A 17,986-nucleotide genomic window follows, 5' to 3' on the forward strand; every position below is an offset into this window, starting at 1 on the left:
AGAGCGCTCCCGGAGAAATTTGGCAGACGCTGATTATGAATCAAGCACGTAGTCAATCGGGCCGACTGTAGTCGGCATGAGCAAATCCGCAGGTTTGTAGCCTTCCTTCATTTCTGTGCAGCACTGAATTATTAAGTAGCTTTGAAACCGTTATCAGCCGCGTTGCCGATCAAGCGAGGTGGAGTGATGAAGCAGCAGGATTTCACCCGCTGGGAATCCAGCTATAGCGTTGGAAACTGGGTACTCGACAATCAGCACAAGGTCATTTTAAGCCTGTGCAAAGACGCGATTGAAAGTGTGCCCTATGGTAGTCAGGGAGCTGCCGCCCATTTCCACGGAATCCGAAACGAGTTGATTTATTGCGTCGAAGATCATTGCGGCACGGAAGAGACTTTGCTCAGGCATTGCCGTTATCCCTTGCTGGAAATTCATCGGGAAGAACACTCTGAATTTCAAATCAGGCTAACAAAATTCCTGGCGGCGGCCGAATCGGGCAAGATCAAGCGAGCGGACCTTGATCATTTTTTGTCGCAGTGGTGGTTTGAGCACATTCTAAGCTCGGACAAAAAATTTGCCGGGTCTATACACCGAGTTCGTTGAGTGCCTATTTGGATGTCGGTGACAAATCCTCGTCAAGCGTTCCCGGCAGCACGGATCGTATTGTAAATGGCTGTTTTTGGACTAGTTAGCGGTTGATCTCAGCTCTGCGAATTTCGGCGCCTTGACCATGGTCAACCGGAAATTTCGCCCAAAATTGAAATTTGCTGCGTGATCATTTCCGGCGCCATTCGCGGCAACCGGGGAACCAAACCTGACCGTTAGCATCGAAATTGCTTGAACCACGGCCAGTGCCGCGACTTACGACAAAATCGCCGCTGGCCGATGGAAAACCGACAAAGCCCGATTTCAATGAACGCCCCTGCGCCCCCCTTTTTTGCCTTTGACAACTCCTATGTCCGCGACCTCGAGGAGTTCTACGTTCACTGGAAGCCGACGCCGGCAAGCAAGCCAGTCCTGATTCGCCTGAACGAGGAACTGGCTCGCGAGTTGGGGGCCGACCCGGCGGCGCTGGCATCGCCAGCGGGCATCGAGATACTGGCCGGGAGTCGCGTGCCGGAGGGCGCCGAGCCGATCGCCCAGGCCTACGCTGGCCACCAGTTCGGCCAGTTTTCGCCGCAGCTGGGCGATGGACGAGCCTTGTTGCTCGGCGAGGTGATCGACCGTAACGGCGAGCGCCGCGACATCGCTTTCAAGGGTTCCGGCCGCACGCCGTTTTCGCGCAACGGCGACGGCAAATGCGCGCTCGGCCCGGCCTTGCGCGAGTACCTGATCAGCGAGGCGATGCACGCGCTGGGCATTCCGACCACGCGTTCGCTGGCCGTGGTGGCGACCGGCGACATGGTGCGTCGCGACCGCGCCCAACCCGGTGCCGTGCTGACCCGCGTCGCCGCCAGCCATGTCCGCGTCGGTACCTTCCAGTTCTTCGCCGCCCATCAGGGGCCGGAGCAGGTCAAGCGCCTGGCCGATTACGTCATCGCCCGCCATTACCCGACGCTGGCCGCCAGCGCGCAGCCCTACCTCGACCTGCTGGCCGCCGTCGGCGAGCGCCAGGCCGAACTCGTGGCGCGCTGGCTCGGCGTCGGCTTCATCCATGGCGTCATGAACACCGACAACATGACCCTGTCCGGCGAGACCATCGACTACGGCCCGTGCGCCTTCATGGAAGTCTACAGCCCGGGCACCGTCTTCAGTTCCATCGACAGCGCCGGCCGCTACGCCTACGGCAAGCAGGCCGGCATCGCCCGCTGGAATCTCGCCCGGCTGGCCGAAACCCTGCTGCCACTCATTGACGCCGACGCCGAGCGCGCTGTGCAGGCGGCCACGGCGGTCATCGACGCCTTGCCCGAACGCCAGGCCGTGCACTGGCTGCGCGTTTTCCGGGCAAAGCTCGGCATCGATGAAACCGACGATGCCGAAGCAGACCGTACCCTGATCGACGACTTCCTGCGCATCCTCAAGCAAGACCGGCTCGACTTCACCGTCGCCTTCCGCGCCCTGTTCGATGCAGCGGCCGGCGATGCCACGCGCTTGAATTCGCTGATGGCCGAAGCCACCGACTTCGCCGACTGGCGCAGCCGCTGGCAGGCCCGCCAGCCGACACATTCGCCCGATTTGCTCGCCACCATGCAACACGCCAACCCGTGCTATATCCCGCGCAACCACCGCGTTGAGGCAGCCCTCGATGCCGCCGTCGATGACAACAATCTGGCCCCCTTCGAGCGCCTGCTCGCCGTCATCCGCGCCCCGTTCGACGAACGCCCGACAGACGCCGAATACGCCGAGCCGGCACCGACCGAATTCACCACCGGATACATGACCTTCTGCGGCACCTGAAGCTGCATTCCCACGGTCAACCGGAAATTTTGGCCAAAATTGAAATCCTCAACCGTTCAACGCACATGACCATCACCATCTACCACAACAATCGCTGCAGCAAATCCCGCGACACCCTCGCCCTGCTCAAGGGAAAGGGCATAGCACCCGAGATCGTCGCCTACCTCGAAACCCCGCCTGACGCCTCTACCCTGCGCAGCCTGCTCAAAAAACTCGGCCTTGCCGACGCACGCGCCCTGATGCGCCAGGGCGAAGCCGAATACAAAGAACTCAAGCTCGCCGACCCGTCGCTATCGCAGGACGCCCTCATCGACGCCATGGTCGCCAACCCCAAGCTGATCGAGCGGCCCATCGTCGTCAACGGCAACCAGGCCGCCCTCGGCCGCCCGCCGGAAAACGTGCTGGCCATTCTGTAAGCCCCGACGAATTCCTGCCGCGCGCGAAAGCCCTGCCAAGGCCCAGCGCAGCCGGCTATACTGGCCGCATACCGCTTGCCGGAGTTCGCCATGCCTGCACCTTCCGAGCAGTTCGTCCTCGCGCTCGATCAGGGCACGACCAGTGCGCGCGCCATTCTGTTCGACCGCCAGGGCAACATTCACGGCCTCGCCCAGCAGGAAATCACCCAGCACTACCCGCAACCCGGCTGGGTCGAGCATGACGCCGATGAAATCTGGCAGGCCCAACTCGCCGTCGCCCGCGCGGTGCTTGGCAACAACGGCGTTGCAGCCACGCAGATCGCCGCCGTCGGCATCACCAACCAGCGCGAAACCACCGTCCTCTGGGATCGCGCCACCGGCCAGCCGTTGCACCGCGCCATCGTCTGGCAGGACCGACGCACCGCCGGCATTTGCGACGAGCTGACCGCCGCCGGCCACGCCGGGTTGTTCCAGCAACGCACCGGCCTCGTCCTCGACGCCTACTTTTCCGGCACCAAGCTCAAGTGGCTGCTCGACCACATTCCCGGCGCCCGCACCCGGGCCGAGCGCGGCGAACTGGCCTTCGGCACAATCGATAGCTGGCTGGCCTGGAAGCTGACCGGTGAGCACGTCACCGACCCGTCGAACGCCTCGCGCACGCTGCTTTTTGACATCCACCGCCAATGCTGGGACGACGAATTGCTGGCGCTGCTCGACATTCCCGCCGCGCTGCTGCCGCGCGTCGTCGCCAGCAGCGGCCAGATTGCGACGTTGAACACCGAATGGCTGGGCGCCACGATTCCGCTGGCCGGCATGGCTGGCGACCAGCAGGCCGCCACTTTCGGCCAGGCCTGCCTTGAACGCGGCATGGCCAAGAACACCTACGGCACCGGCTGCTTCCTGCTCATGAACACCGGCGCGCAGCCCATGGCCTCGCGGCATCGCCTGCTGACGACAGTCGGCTGGCAGCGCAACGGCCAAACCACCTACCTGCTCGAAGGCAGCGTCTTCATGGGCGGCGCCACCGTGCAATGGCTGCGCGACGGGCTCGGGCTGATCGCCAGTGCCAGCGAGGTCGAAACGCTGGCGGCCTCGGTGCCGGACAACGGCGGTGTCTATCTCGTGCCGGCCCATACCGGCCTCGGCGCGCCCTACTGGGACCCATCAGCCCGCGGCGCCCTGTTCGGCCTGACGCGCGGCACGAGCCGCGCCCACATCGCCCGCGCTGCCTTGGAAGCCATCGCCTTCCAGAGCGCCGAGGTGCTGCAGGCCATGGAGAACGACGCCGGCCAGCCGATCCGGGAAGTCCGCGTCGATGGCGGAGCCGCCCGCAACGACCTGCTCATGCAGTTCCAGGCCGACCTGCTCGGCGTGTCCGTCGTTCGCCCGAAAGTCACCGAAACCACCGCCCTCGGCGCCGCCTATCTGGCCGGGCTGGCCGTCGGTTTCTGGCGGGACGAAGCCGAACTGACCGCCCTGTGGCAGGCCGAACGCCGCTTTGCGCCATCAATGGCCAATGACCAGCGTGAAGCCCAGTTCGCCGACTGGCACCGCGCCATCCAGCGCACCCTCGGCTGGGCCAGATCATGACCACAAGCCGCGAAGACAGCTTCGCCACCCTGCGCGACCAGCGCCCGTGGGACGTCCTGATCATCGGCGGCGGCGCCAGCGGGCTGGGCGCGGCGGTCGATGCGGCAGCGCGCGGCTATCGAACACTACTCGTCGAAGCCCGCGATTTCGCCTCCGGCACCTCGATGTGCAGCACCAAGCTGATCCACGGCGGCGTGCGCTACCTGCGCCAGGGCGACATCGGCATGGTGCGCAATGCCTTACGCGAACGCTCGTACCTGCTGCGCAACGCGCCGCACCTAGTCCATCCGCTCGCCTTCATCATCCCCGCCTGGAATCAGATCGACCGGCTGATGTTCGCCGGTGGCCTCAAGCTCTACGACCTGCTCTCCGGTTGGCACAACCTTGCCGCCTCGCAGAGCCTGAACCGCCAGGAAGTCCTCGCCGCCCTGCCCGGTTTAAAAAGCGTCGGACTGTGCGGCGGCATCCGCTACTGGGACGGCCAGTTCGACGACGCCCGGCTGGCCATCACGTTGATGCGCACAGCCACCGACCTCGGCGCCACCTGCGTCAATTACCTGCCGGCAACCCGCCTGCTCAAGACCAATGGCCGCGTCACCGGCGCCGTCTTACATGATGCGGAAACTGGCGAAGAATTCGAGGTCACCGCCCGCGCCATCATCAACGCCAGCGGCGTGCACGCCGACAGCGTTCGCCAGTTGGACGACGCCAATGCCCAGCCGCTGTTGACGCCGAGCCAGGGCATCCACCTCGTGTTCGATGCCGATTTCCTGCCCGGTCAGCAGGCGCTCATGATCCCGAAAACCGAGGACGGCCGCGTCATGTTCGCCATTCCGTGGCAGGGCAAGGTGCTGCTCGGCACCACCGACACGCCACGGCCGGAATTGCAACAACTCGACGACCCGCAGCCACTCAAAGAGGAAATCGACTTCCTGCTGCGCACGGCAGCTGGCGTCCTGACCCGGCCGCCGACCCGGGCTGACATCCGCAGCGCTTTCGCCGGCCTGCGCCCGTTGATCCACCCCAATAACACCGACGAGAAAAATACCGCCGCCCTGTCGCGCGAACACGCCGTGCTGGTCAGCCCGAGCGGCCTGATCACGCTCACTGGCGGCAAATGGACGACCTACCGGCTGATGGCCGAACAGGTCATCGACCGCGCCAGCGAGCTTGCCGGGTTAAACGTCGTGCCGTGCCCGACCAGAACGCTGAAACTGCACGGCTACACAGATGGGCCGGCCAACGACGCCTACGGCACCGACGCCCCGCTGCTCGCCACCTTGCCCGGCCACGACCGGCTTTTACACCCGAACCTGCCCTACAGCGAAGCCATGGTCCGCTTCGCCATCCGCCACGAAGCGGCGCGAACGATCGAAGACATCCTGGCCCGCCGGACGCGCGCCCTGTTCCACGATGCGACCGCCGCCGAGGCATGCATCGAACGCATTGCCGGGATATTCGCTGAAGAACTGAACCCGGCGCCTGAAAGGCTGGCGACGATGATAGCTGCGGCACGCTGCTATGCCAGACGGTTCAGGCTGAGTTTCTAACGTAGTAAGCGGGATCTGCGGCGTGGTGCGCCACCGGCCAAGGTCGATGTCGGGCGTCTGGCGGAATTGATCACGCAGCCGCCGCAGTCACCACGCATTGGAGCACACGCGTGATGGACACCAAGCCATTGAGCCACTTCCTGGCAAGCTCCGAACAATCAGCGGAAGAAAAGTGACGTTCCCTTTTCCTGAACCGGCCCGAGCGGATTCTTCGTTTCCTCAACTTCGCTGATCGAGGGCACCCCACTCCATGACTTGTACACGACGCGTTCGCCAACAACGACAACAACTGCACCGAAACGCCAACCGGTAATTTCAGTACGGCGTTCGTAGTTGATGAAATCGAGGAAGAAATTTCCGACTCGGGTACGGCGGCTTTGCCGGTATTCGATAGCGAAGGCACTGCATCGGATCGAGGATTGCAGACACTCACGCAGACCGGGTTCAAGAAACTCGTCGCGCACCGCGTTCGGTGCGTACTTGCCGAGCACGTCGCTGTAGTGAAGGACAGCCACATTCTTGTTCACGAAGGGGTCGTAACCCAGCTGCTTCAGCTCTTGCAGCGTCGTCGTTCCCGGCTGAATGCTGTCGTAGGTTTTCTTGACCTCCTCGAAGGTTTTCCACGGCGCTTCGGTTTCGGATTTTGATTTAGGCAACAGCGCAGTGCAGCCAGCGACAAGCGCGGCAGCCAACATAAGGCTCAGACAGACAAGGAAACGGTAGGACATGATCTTGGTCCGTTTATGACAACACCAAACCCCGGCCAGTCGTTCCTGGCCAAGGATTTATCTACCTTCACTGTCCGCCTTTAAATCAACGCCTTCTGTTCGGTATCGCACTTAACTCGATGCCAAAGTCCGTGCCCAGTAGCGATGCGCCGATGTAACGACCACGAATCAATTCGGGTTGGCCATAGATTGGCCGGATAGCGGCAATTCGCCCGCTTTGTGGCGCTTGCTGTCGGCTGGTGCCCAGATGCCTGCGGCTTTGGCGCAAAAGCTGGCCAGGCGCTCCATGACGTTCTGTACGGCACGATTGGCCGCGACGACGCCGCCGTAGGGGGCATCTTGTTCCGCCGCCACGGTCTCGTCGAATTCTTGCCAGGCAAGGACCTGACGGGTTTCGTTGTCGACCAGGTAGGCCCGCAGCGTGAAGCGAACGTGGCTGGGAGCGCTGCCAAACTCATGCTGCAGACGCAGGATTTCGACATCGAGCCTGAGGTCGCCGGCGGCGACACTGGGCGTCATGACGACGGCGCGAAAGGCGCTGGTATTTTCGAGCGCCGCGACAATGCTTGGGGCGATCATCCGGGCCGGCGTGTCGATCCATTCGCTGCGGGCGAAATACTCCAGCTGGTGGGGCTCACGGACATAGATGATGCGGTGGCTGTCGAACCCCGGCGCCGCATGCGGCGGATTGACGATCAGGGTCGGTGCCGAGATCGACCGCGGTGCGGCTATCGATGAAATGGCGCCGGGCCGTGCCCCATAAAGCGAATAGAAGGCCGGACGGGCCTCCCTGGTCGTATCAAGAATGCCGCAAGCGCCGAGCAGTAACAGCAAAAGTCCGGCGCCACCCAGCCGGCGCAAGCAGTTGTTCGATGGGCTGATCATGGCTTCCGTGCTCCTTGTGACGACTCTCCCGGTCCATCCGGCACCGGCTTGTGGCCGAGCAGCAGCCCGTAAGGATTGCGTTCGGTTTGTTCGCTGAGGCGGCGCAGCGAGGTGGTCAGCACACTCAGTTCGCCGAGCAGACGTTCCAGCTGGGGCACGGTTTCCGCCGTAAAGCGGTTGACGTCACCGCCTACCGAGTTAATGGTCTTGCCGGCGCTGGCGCTGGTTTTGGCCACTTCATTACCCATCTTCTCGACGGCGTCAGCGCTCCGTCCGAGGCGGACGATCAGCGGCTCGAGCCCGGCGCTAGCCTGTGCGGAGTTCTTCATCGTCCGCGCCGCATCGACCAAGCCGGCATCGATGGTTTCCTTGCGCGCAGCCAGGGTGTGCGCAAGGCTGGCGAGGTCGGCCAGGGTGCTCTTGAAGGCCGCCTGGTTTTCGACGCTGAGTATGGCGTTGATGTTGTTCGAGGTGCTGTCGAGCTTGGCCAGAACACTGGTCAGCACATTCTCCAGGCGGGCACTGAGCGACGGCTTGGTACGGATTACCGGATATTCGCTGCCCTCTGCGGCAAGCAGCAGCAGCGCCTGGTCAGTGCCGCCGCTTAGTTCGACATAGGCGATGCCGGTCAGGCCCTGCGTTTTGAGGACCGCTACCGTGTCCTCCTTGATCGGCGTGCCGCGCTCGATGGCAAAGAGCAGGTTTACCCGCTCTGGATTGCTCGGGTCGAGCTCGATTTGCCGCACCTTGCCGACATCGACGCCGTTGTATTTGACCGGCGCATTGAGGTTCAGACCGGCGACCGATTCGTCTTCGATCGCCAGATAGAGATCGTATTTCTTCTGGAAGGCACCGCCCGAGGCGAGCCAGAGAAGCGCTGCGACCAGCACGGCGCCAAGGACGAGAACGAAGGCGCCGACGACGGCGTAATTTACTTTTGTTTCCATCATTTCATCCTGGTCTGTTGTTGCGCCGCCCGCCCGCGCGGGCCATCGAAGAATTTCCGGATGGCGGGCAAGTCGATCCCGGCCAGCTCGGACATCGCGCCGAGACCTTGCACCTTGCCGTCGGCCAGCACGGCAACACGGTCGGAGACCTGCCAAAGGAGATCGAGGTCGTGCGTGATGATGACGATGCTCAGGTCGAAGAGATCGCGCAGCTTTCTGATCAGTTGGTCGATTTCGTCGGCGCTTTCGGGGTCGAGGCCAGCAGTTGGTTCATCGAGAAAGAGCAGTTCCGGGTCGAGCGCCAGGGCACGGGCGAGTGAGGCTCGTTTCATCATGCCGCCGCTCAGTTCAGCCGGATATTGCGCCCCGACTTGCGGCTCGAGGCCGGTCATGGCCAGCTTCCAGTCGGCGATTTCGTCGATCAGAGCGTTGCTCAGTCCGGTGTGCTCACGCAGCGGCAGGCCGACGTTTTCCTTGATCGTCAGCGAACCAAACAGGCCACCGCTCTGGAACATCACTCCCCAACGCTGGCGCAAGGCCAGGGCGGCCGCATCGCTGATATTTTCCAGGTCAACACCGAGCACCTTGATGGCGCCCGACTCGGGTTGATGCAACAGGATGATTTCGCGGAGCAGCGTCGATTTCCCGGAACCCGAGCCGCCAACCAGCGCCAGGATCTCGGCCCGGCGGACGACCAGATCGAGTCCGGCATGGACAACATGCTCGCCGAAACGCGTCGTCAGTTGCCTGATCTCGATGACGGTATTGTCTGGGGAAGCCAGGCTTGTCATCTCAGAGGTCCAGCGCGCTGAAGGCCACCGAGAACAGCGCGTCAGCGACGATCACCAGGAAAATAGCCTGGACGACGCTGCGCGTGGTCTGGCGACCGACACTGTCCGGACCGCCATGCGTGCGAAACCCCTGAAAACAGCCGACCGTGACGATGATGGCGGCAAACACCGGTGCCTTGCTTAGGCCGATCAGATAAGCGGTCACGCTGACTGTCTTGGCGAAGCGATCGAGGAATTCGACGTAGCTGACCGCCAACTGGGCGCGCGCCATCAGCATGCCGCCGAAGACGCCAAGGACGTCGGCAAACACCGTGAGGAGCGGGAGCACAATGAGCATGGCGATGATCTTGGGCAGTACCAGCAGTTCCAGCGGTGCGATGCCGATGGTGCGCATGGCGTCGATCTCCTCGGTCACAGCCATGGTGCCGATCTGCGCGGCGTAGGCCGAGCCCGAGCGGCCGGCGACAATGATGGCGGTGATCAGCGGCGCAAACTCGCGCAGCATCGAGAGGCCGACCAGATCGACGACAAAGATATTCGCTCCGTACTGACGGAGTTGGTCAGCCCCCTGGTAGGCAACGACGATCCCGAGCAGGAAGGAAAGCAGGCCGACGATGGGCATGGCATCGAAGCCTGCGCTGCGGATGTTGTAGAGGACGGTACGCCAGCGGAGACGTTTCGGCTCGGCCAGACATTTTCCAAAGGCGAAGGTGCATTCTCCGATAAAACCGAGAAGTGCCATGCCTTGTTCAAAAGCGGCCGCCGTGTCGCGGCCCAGACTTTCGCGCCAGTTCGGGGCCGGAATGGCATCCTGCTTGGCGGTGCCTGCCTGATGGATATCTTCCTGACCAACGACTTCCAGCAGTTTGGCGAATTCAGGCTTAAGTAGCCGGATATCGACGCCAACAGATTCCTCACCCAGCCGGCGGCGCAGCTTTTCCATGATCCAGGCACCAACCGAATCAAAGGCCTCGATGCGCGAAGCATCAATGACCATCGTTGAGCCAGAAGGCGCTGACAAGGCCTTGAGTTGCGCTTCGATCTGGCCGATGCCATACGCCGTCCACGAGCCTGATGCCACGAGCTCCTGTGGGGTCGTCCGGGCGATTTCAGCCTGTGCTAGCGGAATAAGCATCATGCCTCGCCTATAGTGCCCGTCGATTGATAGACCTGAACAGGCGAAGCGCCAAAGCTCCACGGTCGGCGAGCCTGCATGATGCGCCGCTGTGGCCGAAAGTAGCCCCAGGCGGCAGCGCTTCCTTACTTGTCAGCCACGACCTTGATTTCATTCTTCACGGAGGTAACGCCTTTCACCCCCTTGGCAATTGAAACAGCCTTGTCCACAGCACTTTGGCTGGCTGCGCTGCCGGTCAGCAAGACCATGCCATGCTTGTCGGTATCGACGTTGATCTTGACCAGGCTCGACATCTTTTCGGCGGCCAGTTCAGCCTTGATCTTGGTGGTAATGACCGAATCCTTGACATATTCGGTGGCCGAGGACTTCTCGGCATCGGCGGTATAGCCGGTTACCGGCAGCAGAAACAGGCCGGCAACGAGAACGCTTGCAGTGAGTTTGTTGTTCATGATGAGTCCTTGAGGATTGAAAAGTACGACGGCCATAAAACCAGATACTTGCCAGTTGTCGTAATGGTGATTTATCACTCCATCGGCCGACTCTTCTGTGCGGCGGCATACATAGCGCGCATTTTTCCCGACCATCCCGCCTGCTACGTGGCGCTATTGATACGCTGCCGAACGGATGCGTTTCGTCTGGGCAAGGTCCAAGCTTAGAACCTGATATTCACGATCTTCCGAGCAATAGTGCTAGGAAGGCGAGATGAATGAACTACAGGCTGGGATTTAGCTTGCTTGATCGATTGAGGCGACAACAGGTTGCTCATCAAGGCTCAGTCCTTTCGCCTTCCGCAACAGTCGATCCTGCTCTGTCCTGATTATGAAATAGCACCCACAGGCCCGCTTCTCCATTCCCGGCCGATCAAGCAAGGCAATGCGACCACGTCCGTAATGTATCAACCCAGCCTTCCGCAGCCTGACTGCAATCTCGGAAATCGCCGGACGACGCACCCCGAGCAGATTGGCGATCGACTCCTGGGAGAGCTCCAGATAGTTGATGGGCAAGCGGTCGAAACGCATGAGCAGCCAGCGACATAGTTGCTGCTCCAGCGAATGATGGTGGACGCAAACAAGCGTTTGCGCCATTTCTGTCAGCAACGCCTGGGTATAGCGCAATAGTGTTTTTTGCAGCGGGCCGCCGCGCTGGAATTCGCGTTTCAGATGCTCTCCTGCCAAGCGGTAGGCGTATCCAGGGTTCTGCACAACAGCCCGGCTCAGCGTGCTCTCGCCATCCAGGACAGCCGCAACGCCGACCACTCCGTCATTGCCAACCATGGCAATCTCGACCATGGCGCCATCGTCCATTTCATAGAGCAGAGAAATGACAGCACTGGTTGGAAAATATGCATACTGAATCGGGGTTCCCGGTTCATAGAGGCAGAGGCCCGGCGGCAACAAGAGCAACTCAAGGCTGGGACTCAGCCGCGTAATCTCTTCAGGCGACAAGGTGACAAGCAAGTCATTTATATGATGTTGGCGTAATGCAGATGACATGATTTAATGCCGACGCGGGCGTGTGGGGACTACATCATGAACTAAACCAATTTAATGTTATGTACGGTTCCGGACAGACAGGCTTCAAGCTTGCAAATAGCATTAGTTACAAATTTAATTGGAACGCGAAATGAAACAAAAAAATAACATGCGTATTTCGACGCGTATGCAGATTTTGATTGGCCTGACCCTGATCGGTTTGATTGTGCTCTGCTTTGCCGCTTTGTTCCAGCTCAAGGGCACGATGCTCGATGATCGCAAGCAAAAAACCCGAAATCTGGTAGAAGTGGCTTTGGGGACACTGGCTTACCACCACAAGCTGGCCGAGGACGGAAAATTATCGGCGGATGCGGCGAAGGAAGCGGCGCGGGAGAGCTTGCGCGGGCTCCGCTACGACACCAGTGATTACTTTTTCATCATCGATACCAACGCCAATTACGTCCTGATGCCGCCCAAGCCGGCGTCCGAAGGACAAAATGCAATGGAAGTAAAGGACACCAACGGCAAACTGATTTTTCAAGAGCTTATTGCAGCAGGCCAGCGGGGCGGCGGCTTTGTCGAATACGTTTTTCCGAGACCTGGGCAACAGAAATCCGAACCGAAACTTTCCTATGCCGGTAGTTTCACGCCCTGGGGTTGGGTGCTGGGTACCGGCATTTATATAGACGATGTCGAAACCGAGTACTGGAAAGGCGCGCTATCGTTGGGTGGCATTTCTTTCGTCCTGCTCGTGGTGCTGAGCCTGATCGGCTGGCGAGTCAGCGCCGGCATACTGCAACAACTCGGCGGTGAGCCGGCCGAAGCAACGGCCGTCATGCAACAGGTTGCCGCAGGTGATTTGACGGCAGCCGTCGGCAACCGGCCAGATGGCAGTCTGCTTCATGCATTGGGAACCATGGTTACCTCGCTGCGCGAACTGGTCAAGGAAATCAATGTCGGCGCCAATCAGGTGGTACAAAACGCCGAGCAGATCAGCCTCGCCTCCCGGGAAGTCAGCATCGCCGCCGAACACCAGTCCGATGCGACATCGGCCATGGCCGCCGCCATCGAAGAGCTGACGGTCAGCTCCACCCATATTTCCGAGAGCGCCAGCGAAACTGAGCAGGATTCACTGACCGCGATGACCGAAGCGGGCGAAGGCAGTCAGCGGGTCGAACAGGCGACCAGCGCCATCCAGAAAATTGCTTCGACCGTTGCCGAGGCGTCCAGGCAAATCCACGAACTTGAAGGCCGGACCAAGCAGGTTTCGTCAATCGCCAATGTCATCAAGGATATTGCCGGACAGACCAACTTGCTGGCACTCAATGCCGCCATCGAGGCGGCTCGCGCCGGCGAACAAGGGCGCGGTTTTGCCGTGGTGGCGGACGAGGTGCGTAAGCTTGCCGAACGGACATCATCGGCCACTATCGAGATTGAGCAGATGATTGTCGGCATTCAAAAAGACACCATCGGCGCCGTCTCGGCCATGAACTCGGCGCTGCCGGAGGTCGAGCATGGTGTGGAACTGGCCGGTTCGGCCTCCGCTTCCCTGCGCGCCATTGAAGCAGGCGCCGGCCGTACACTTGGACGAGTCCGCGAAGTGGCCGATGCCACCCGGGAACAGAGTGCAGCGAGTACCTCCATCGCGCAGCGCGTCGAAACCATAGCCCAGATGGTCGAAGAAACCTCCTCAACCATCCGTGGCACGGCGGAAACTGCCAATCAACTGGAATTGATTGCTCAGGGACTCAAAGCACAGATCGGCCGCTTTCAGGTTTAATGCCGCCCTCGCAAATTGGAGCGGCTGACAATGCCCAGGAGCAACAAGAGCAAAAAGCGTAGTGAGGAAGAGTTGCAGCGCTTTGCCGCGGCCATGGAAGCCATCGATGATGGAATTTTCATTGTCGACCGCGCCAGCATGCGGCTTATACATGTCAACGATGCGGCTTGTCGTTTCCGAAACCAGGTACGCGAAGAACTTATCGCCATCGAACCCTGGGTATTGGCAGGCATGTCGCGGGCCGAACTTGAAGAGACCTACGATGCACTCATCACCGGTCATTCGGATGCCACGCCACTGGAAACTCAGCGCTTCGGCAAAGACGAAGCTGCGGTCTGGGTCGAAATTCGGCGTCATGCGCAACTCTTGCAAGACGGCTGGACCATTGTCATCATGGTCCGCGACATTAGCGCGCGGAAGCTGGCCGAAGCAGCGCTTCACGCCAGCGAAGTCCGTTTTCGCAATGTATTCGAAAAAGCCTATACCGGTCTGGCAATAGCCGACCTGTCCGGGACATTGCTTGAAGCCAACGAATGCCTGGCTCACTTGCTGGGTTACACGCGGCACGAGCTGGTCGGAATGAATATTGGCCACTTCACCCACCCTGACGATCTGGCTGCCGAACGCGCCTTTCTGGAAGAGATTCAAGACGGAAAACGCGACGTCTATCGAATGGAAAAGCGCTATCTTTCCAGGCAAGGCGACCTGCTCTGGGTCGACCTGCTGGTCACGGCAGTTCCGGATGCGCATGGAAAACCGTTCGAAACGATTGGTCTGATCCTCGATATTACGGATCGTAAACGTGCCGAGACGGAACTCCGTATTGCCGCCACCGCCTTCGATTCGGATACGGCAATGTTGGTCACCGATGCCGATGGCCGCATACTGAAAATCAACAAGGCAATGGCCGAGAGCAGTGGTTATTCAGTTGACGAAGTCGTCGGTCGGACACCGAAGCTGTTCCAGTCCGGTCGTCATGGTGAAGACTTTTATCGTGACATGTGGGAAACCATCCGCCGTACGGGCAGGTGGCAGGGAGAGGTATGGGATCGGCGCAAATGTGGCGAGGTCTATCCGAAATGGCTGACCATTTCAGCAGTTGTCGGCACCGATGGTGGTGTAACCAACTACATTGGTAGCCATTACGATATTTCCGAGCAGAAGAAAGCCGAAGAAAAGATCGAAGCACTGGCCTTTTTCGACCAGCTGACCGGCTTGCCAAACCGGACGCTCCTGCTCGATCGCCTGAAGCAGGCGATGACGTCCAGTGGCCGTAGTGGCCGATATAGCGCACTGCTGTTTGTCGATCTGGATAACTTCAAGACGCTGAACGATACGCTGGGCCATGTCATTGGCGACGCGTTTCTGACACTGGTGGCACAACGCCTGAAATCCTGTGTACGCGAGGTGGACACCGTCGCCCGTCTTGGCGGCGATGATTTTGTCATCATCCTGTCCAGCCTGAGCGCGAGCGAGGCCGAGGCCGCCGTGAGCACCGAAGCCATCGCCGAAAACATCCTGGCCTCGCTCAACCTGCCCTATCGACTTAACGAAGCAATTCATCGCGGCACGGCCAGTATTGGCGCCACTTTGTTCAAGGGGACGCGGATTTCGAGTGAAGACCTCATGAAACAGGCTGATCTCACGATGTACAAGGCCAAGGCGGCGGGCCGCAATACCTGCCACTTTTTTGACCCGGCCATGGAGATCGCGGTCAGGGAACGCGCCGCCCTCGAAAAGGATTTCAGGACGGCGCTCGATGACCAGCAGTTTCTCCTGCACTACCAAGCCCAGGTGACGAGCGAGCAGCGGATGATTGGCGCCGAAGTACTGGTGCGCTGGCAGCATCCGCAACGGGGCATGATATCGCCGGCCGACTTCATTCCCTTGGCCGAGGAAACTGGCCTGATCCTGCCGCTGGGTCACTGGGTATTGGAGGCCGCCTGCAAACAATTGGCGAAATGGGCCGGGCAAGCCGAATTCGACGCGCTCACGATTGCCGTGAATGTCAGTGTGCGGCAGTTCCGCCAGGTGGACTTTGTGGCCGAGGTGTTGTCCGTGCTCAAAAGTACCGGGGCAAATCCGTCGCGCCTGAAACTGGAACTGACGGAAAGCCTTCTGGTAGATAACGTTGAAAACATCATCGAGAAGATGTTTGCGCTGAAAGCCAAGGGCATTGGTTTTTCGCTGGATGACTTCGGCACCGGCTATTCCTCGCTCTCTTACCTGAAACGCCTGCCGCTCGACCAGCTGAAGATCGACCAGTCCTTTGTCCGCGACGTTCTTATCGATCCGAATGATGCGGCAATCGCCAGAACCGTTGTTGCATTGGCCGACAGTCTGGGGCTGGGGGTCATCGCCGAAGGTGTCGAAACGGCGGCGCAGCGCGACTTTCTCGAAGCTGCCGGCTGCCATGCCTATCAGGGCTATTTCTTTGGTCGTCCGTTAGCGCTCGACGACTTCGAGCTGCTGGCGTCGCGGGTTCCGATGCCGATTCAGTAAAAACATTCGCATCGGTTTGCGGAAAGTACTGGCGACTGGCCGTTCATCTTTCAAATTGGCGCATCGGCACGGCAATGGCCTAGAATAAATACAGGCTCGGTGGCATTCGCAACTCGCCATTCATGCGACAGCCATCGGCTTCAATCAATGCCAATGATCGGCAGGCAAGCTTCATCCCTAGCGCATTTCGAAGCAAAGACAGCAGTAGCAACAAGCCCAACGGAGCGTTCAGTGCTACAAGTAATTTTCGAGAATCAATACGTGCTTGCGGCACTCATCCTGGCATTTCTGATCGGGGTGCCGGCGCTGATCTTGCGCGGTCGCGGCGTGCGCGACCCCTCTCGGCCGGAACGCCGAAATCAGCCGCGACCGGGCGATGACCGTCGAGCCTAGTGCTTCCCGGAGCCGCCACGGCGGCTAGAAAGCGATTTCAATTTTGGCCATTATTTCCGGTTGACCGTAGCGATCAGCCTTCGCCAACCGCTTTCAGGATCAATGGCACCAGTGCCTCGGGCAGCTTGATGCCGCCCGTTGTGGCGAAAGTCTGGGCGGTACCCGACATTTTCTTCCACGTCTTGCGGATGATGCCGAGCCATTTTTCTTCGGTGTAATCAGGCTGCTGGCCGGCGAAGCCCAGCATGTAGTGCTCGATGAAAACGAGGCAGCTGACGTCTTCCAGCATCTGCGTATCCGGGTTGGTCTTGATGTCCTGCTTGCTGATCGCTGTTTTGACCTGCTCTACCATCGCCTCGTCGTAACCGGCCTGGCGCATCAAATTGCCGGCTGTCTCGGCGTGGAATTTATAAAGCCCGGTGCGCCAGGCAAAGTAGCCGGGTTTGCCGAGCGGATAGCTGCTGCGCGGCACCGTCCACCGCTGTATGTGCTGGGCGCGCACGGCGAGTTGGGCGACTTCGCTGGCATCCGGCGCAAAGCGGCCGATCATCTCGGTCATGCGTTGGGCGTAAAGCAGCTCTTTCGGCAGCCCTTCATCCTGATTCGGGTCTTGCGCGTTGGCGGCATCAAACAGGGCGATGGTTTTGTTGAAACGTTCCGGGTTGGCGATCATTGAATTCTCGTGGCAGCGTGTTTTGTTCAGGTTGAAAAGCCCTGCCAATGTAACAGGGGTTTTTACTTCCAGCGCTGGTGTCGCGGTCCGGCCTGAACCATCACCCACAACGCATAGCACATGCGGATATACTCTTGCACGGCGCATATCTGTCGAAAGCGCCGCTCCGCTTCCATCCAAAAACAAGGGAATACACATGCACTCAAGACTGGTTTTGTCCGTACTTGCCGCACTCGCTTGCCTGCCCGCCGTGGGCCATGCCCAACAATGCCCGACCGGCTATACCGCCACCACAGTGACCGGCCGCGTGACGACGATGAATGTTTCCCAAACCCGGCAAGTCGGCCAGGTCTGCCTGGTCATGGTTACCGCCGACGGTCGCGAAGTGTTTGACAACTGCGGCGCACTGCTCGGCAAAGTCACCGCGACGGATACTACGACCGGCGCCAGCACGCTGAACCATACCGCCGTCTTCGAACTCCTCGAATCCTTCCAGACTTACCAGGATACAGCCCAGGTCACCGGTGTCCTCGACACCGATGCCGACGGCAATCCCTGTGCCTTCTCGGTCACCGAGCACATGACCAAAATCCGCTCAGGCACGGGCATTTTCTACGGCGCAACCATTGACGTTGTTGGCGAAGGCAGCATCAGCTTCTGTCCGGACAAGAACCTCAACACCTTCCAGCTCAACGGCCACGGCTGCGTCCGCAAGCTTCGCCGCTAATCG

Annotated in this window: 16 protein-coding genes; 8 read left to right on the forward strand and 8 right to left on the reverse strand. The window is 60.2% G+C overall.

From position 1 onward, the window contains the following. The first annotated feature begins 186 nt into the window (after positions 1-186). The 5 genes from KI613_RS10830 (at position 187) to KI613_RS10850 (ending at position 5,950) form a co-directional block, all read left to right on the forward strand. Positions 187-600 carry a bacteriohemerythrin gene (locus tag KI613_RS10830; protein WP_226405646.1) on the forward strand — a complete coding sequence of 138 codons (414 nt, stop codon included), beginning with the start codon at positions 187-189 and terminating at the stop codon, positions 598-600. Positions 601-909: 309 nt separating this feature from the next. After that, positions 910-2,394, forward strand: a complete 1,485-nt coding sequence (locus KI613_RS10835) for a protein adenylyltransferase SelO (RefSeq protein ID WP_226405647.1) — start codon at positions 910-912, stop codon at positions 2,392-2,394. Positions 2,395-2,423: 29 nt separating this feature from the next. After that, the gene (gene arsC / locus KI613_RS10840; RefSeq protein WP_226405648.1) at positions 2,424-2,810 is read left to right on the forward strand and encodes an arsenate reductase (glutaredoxin); all 387 of its coding nucleotides are present in this window, start codon (positions 2,424-2,426) and stop codon (positions 2,808-2,810) included. A gap of 90 nt (positions 2,811-2,900) precedes the next feature. Continuing rightward, positions 2,901-4,400: a glycerol kinase GlpK gene (glpK, locus tag KI613_RS10845; RefSeq protein ID WP_226405649.1), complete on the forward strand. Its 1,500-nt coding sequence runs from the start codon at positions 2,901-2,903 to the stop codon at positions 4,398-4,400. After that, positions 4,397-5,950 (forward strand): glycerol-3-phosphate dehydrogenase/oxidase, encoded by a 1,554-nt coding sequence (locus KI613_RS10850; RefSeq protein ID WP_226405650.1) that lies wholly within the window; start codon positions 4,397-4,399, stop codon positions 5,948-5,950. Before glpK ends, KI613_RS10850 begins: the two co-directional genes overlap by 4 nt. Positions 5,951-6,108: 158 nt before the next feature. Here KI613_RS10850 and KI613_RS10855 read toward each other — a convergent pair whose 3' ends face one another. The 7 genes from KI613_RS10855 to KI613_RS10885 form a co-directional block, all read right to left on the reverse strand. Next, on the reverse strand, positions 6,109-6,678 hold the full coding sequence (locus KI613_RS10855) for a hypothetical protein (protein WP_226405651.1): 570 nt from the start codon (positions 6,676-6,678) through the stop codon (positions 6,109-6,111). 168 nt (positions 6,679-6,846) lie between these two features. Next, positions 6,847-7,563 carry an ABC-type transport auxiliary lipoprotein family protein gene (locus KI613_RS10860; protein ID WP_226405652.1) on the reverse strand — a complete coding sequence of 239 codons (717 nt, stop codon included), beginning with the start codon at positions 7,561-7,563 and terminating at the stop codon, positions 6,847-6,849. After that, positions 7,560-8,510, reverse strand: coding sequence for an MlaD family protein (locus KI613_RS10865; RefSeq protein ID WP_226405653.1), 951 nt, complete (start codon positions 8,508-8,510; stop codon positions 7,560-7,562). The genes KI613_RS10860 and KI613_RS10865 overlap by 4 nt, the downstream gene beginning before the upstream one ends. Further along, complete coding sequence (locus KI613_RS10870) at positions 8,510-9,301, reverse strand: ABC transporter ATP-binding protein (protein ID WP_226405654.1); 792 nt, start codon at positions 9,299-9,301, stop codon at positions 8,510-8,512. The genes KI613_RS10865 and KI613_RS10870 overlap by 1 nt, the downstream gene beginning before the upstream one ends. Before the next feature lies 1 nt (position 9,302). After that, the gene (locus tag KI613_RS10875) at positions 9,303-10,439 is read right to left on the reverse strand and encodes an ABC transporter permease (RefSeq protein WP_226405655.1); all 1,137 of its coding nucleotides are present in this window, start codon (positions 10,437-10,439) and stop codon (positions 9,303-9,305) included. A 122-nt stretch (positions 10,440-10,561) separates the two neighbouring features. Further along, a complete protein-coding gene (locus tag KI613_RS10880; RefSeq protein WP_226399293.1) occupies positions 10,562-10,885 on the reverse strand; it encodes a BON domain-containing protein in 324 nt (107 codons plus the stop codon). A 276-nt stretch (positions 10,886-11,161) separates the two neighbouring features. Next, a complete protein-coding gene (locus KI613_RS10885; protein ID WP_226399295.1) occupies positions 11,162-11,929 on the reverse strand; it encodes a Crp/Fnr family transcriptional regulator in 768 nt (255 codons plus the stop codon). Between the two features lie 130 nt (positions 11,930-12,059). On the opposite strand from KI613_RS10885, the gene KI613_RS10890 reads away from it, so the two are divergent. After that, on the forward strand, positions 12,060-13,688 hold the full coding sequence (locus tag KI613_RS10890; RefSeq protein WP_226399297.1) for a methyl-accepting chemotaxis protein: 1,629 nt from the start codon (positions 12,060-12,062) through the stop codon (positions 13,686-13,688). A gap of 30 nt (positions 13,689-13,718) precedes the next feature. After that, on the forward strand, positions 13,719-16,190 hold the full coding sequence (locus tag KI613_RS10895; RefSeq protein WP_226399299.1) for a sensor domain-containing protein: 2,472 nt from the start codon (positions 13,719-13,721) through the stop codon (positions 16,188-16,190). Positions 16,191-16,656: 466 nt separating this feature from the next. Here KI613_RS10895 and KI613_RS10900 read toward each other — a convergent pair whose 3' ends face one another. Beyond that, positions 16,657-17,256, reverse strand: coding sequence for a DUF4202 domain-containing protein (locus KI613_RS10900; protein WP_226399301.1), 600 nt, complete (start codon positions 17,254-17,256; stop codon positions 16,657-16,659). Between the two features lie 196 nt (positions 17,257-17,452). On the opposite strand from KI613_RS10900, the gene KI613_RS10905 reads away from it, so the two are divergent. Then, a complete protein-coding gene (locus KI613_RS10905) occupies positions 17,453-17,983 on the forward strand; it encodes a hypothetical protein (protein ID WP_226399303.1) in 531 nt (176 codons plus the stop codon). Positions 17,984-17,986 lie beyond the last annotated feature (3 nt).

It is taken from the genome of Ferribacterium limneticum, assembly GCF_020510585.1.
Classification (GTDB): domain Bacteria; phylum Pseudomonadota; class Gammaproteobacteria; order Burkholderiales; family Rhodocyclaceae; genus Azonexus.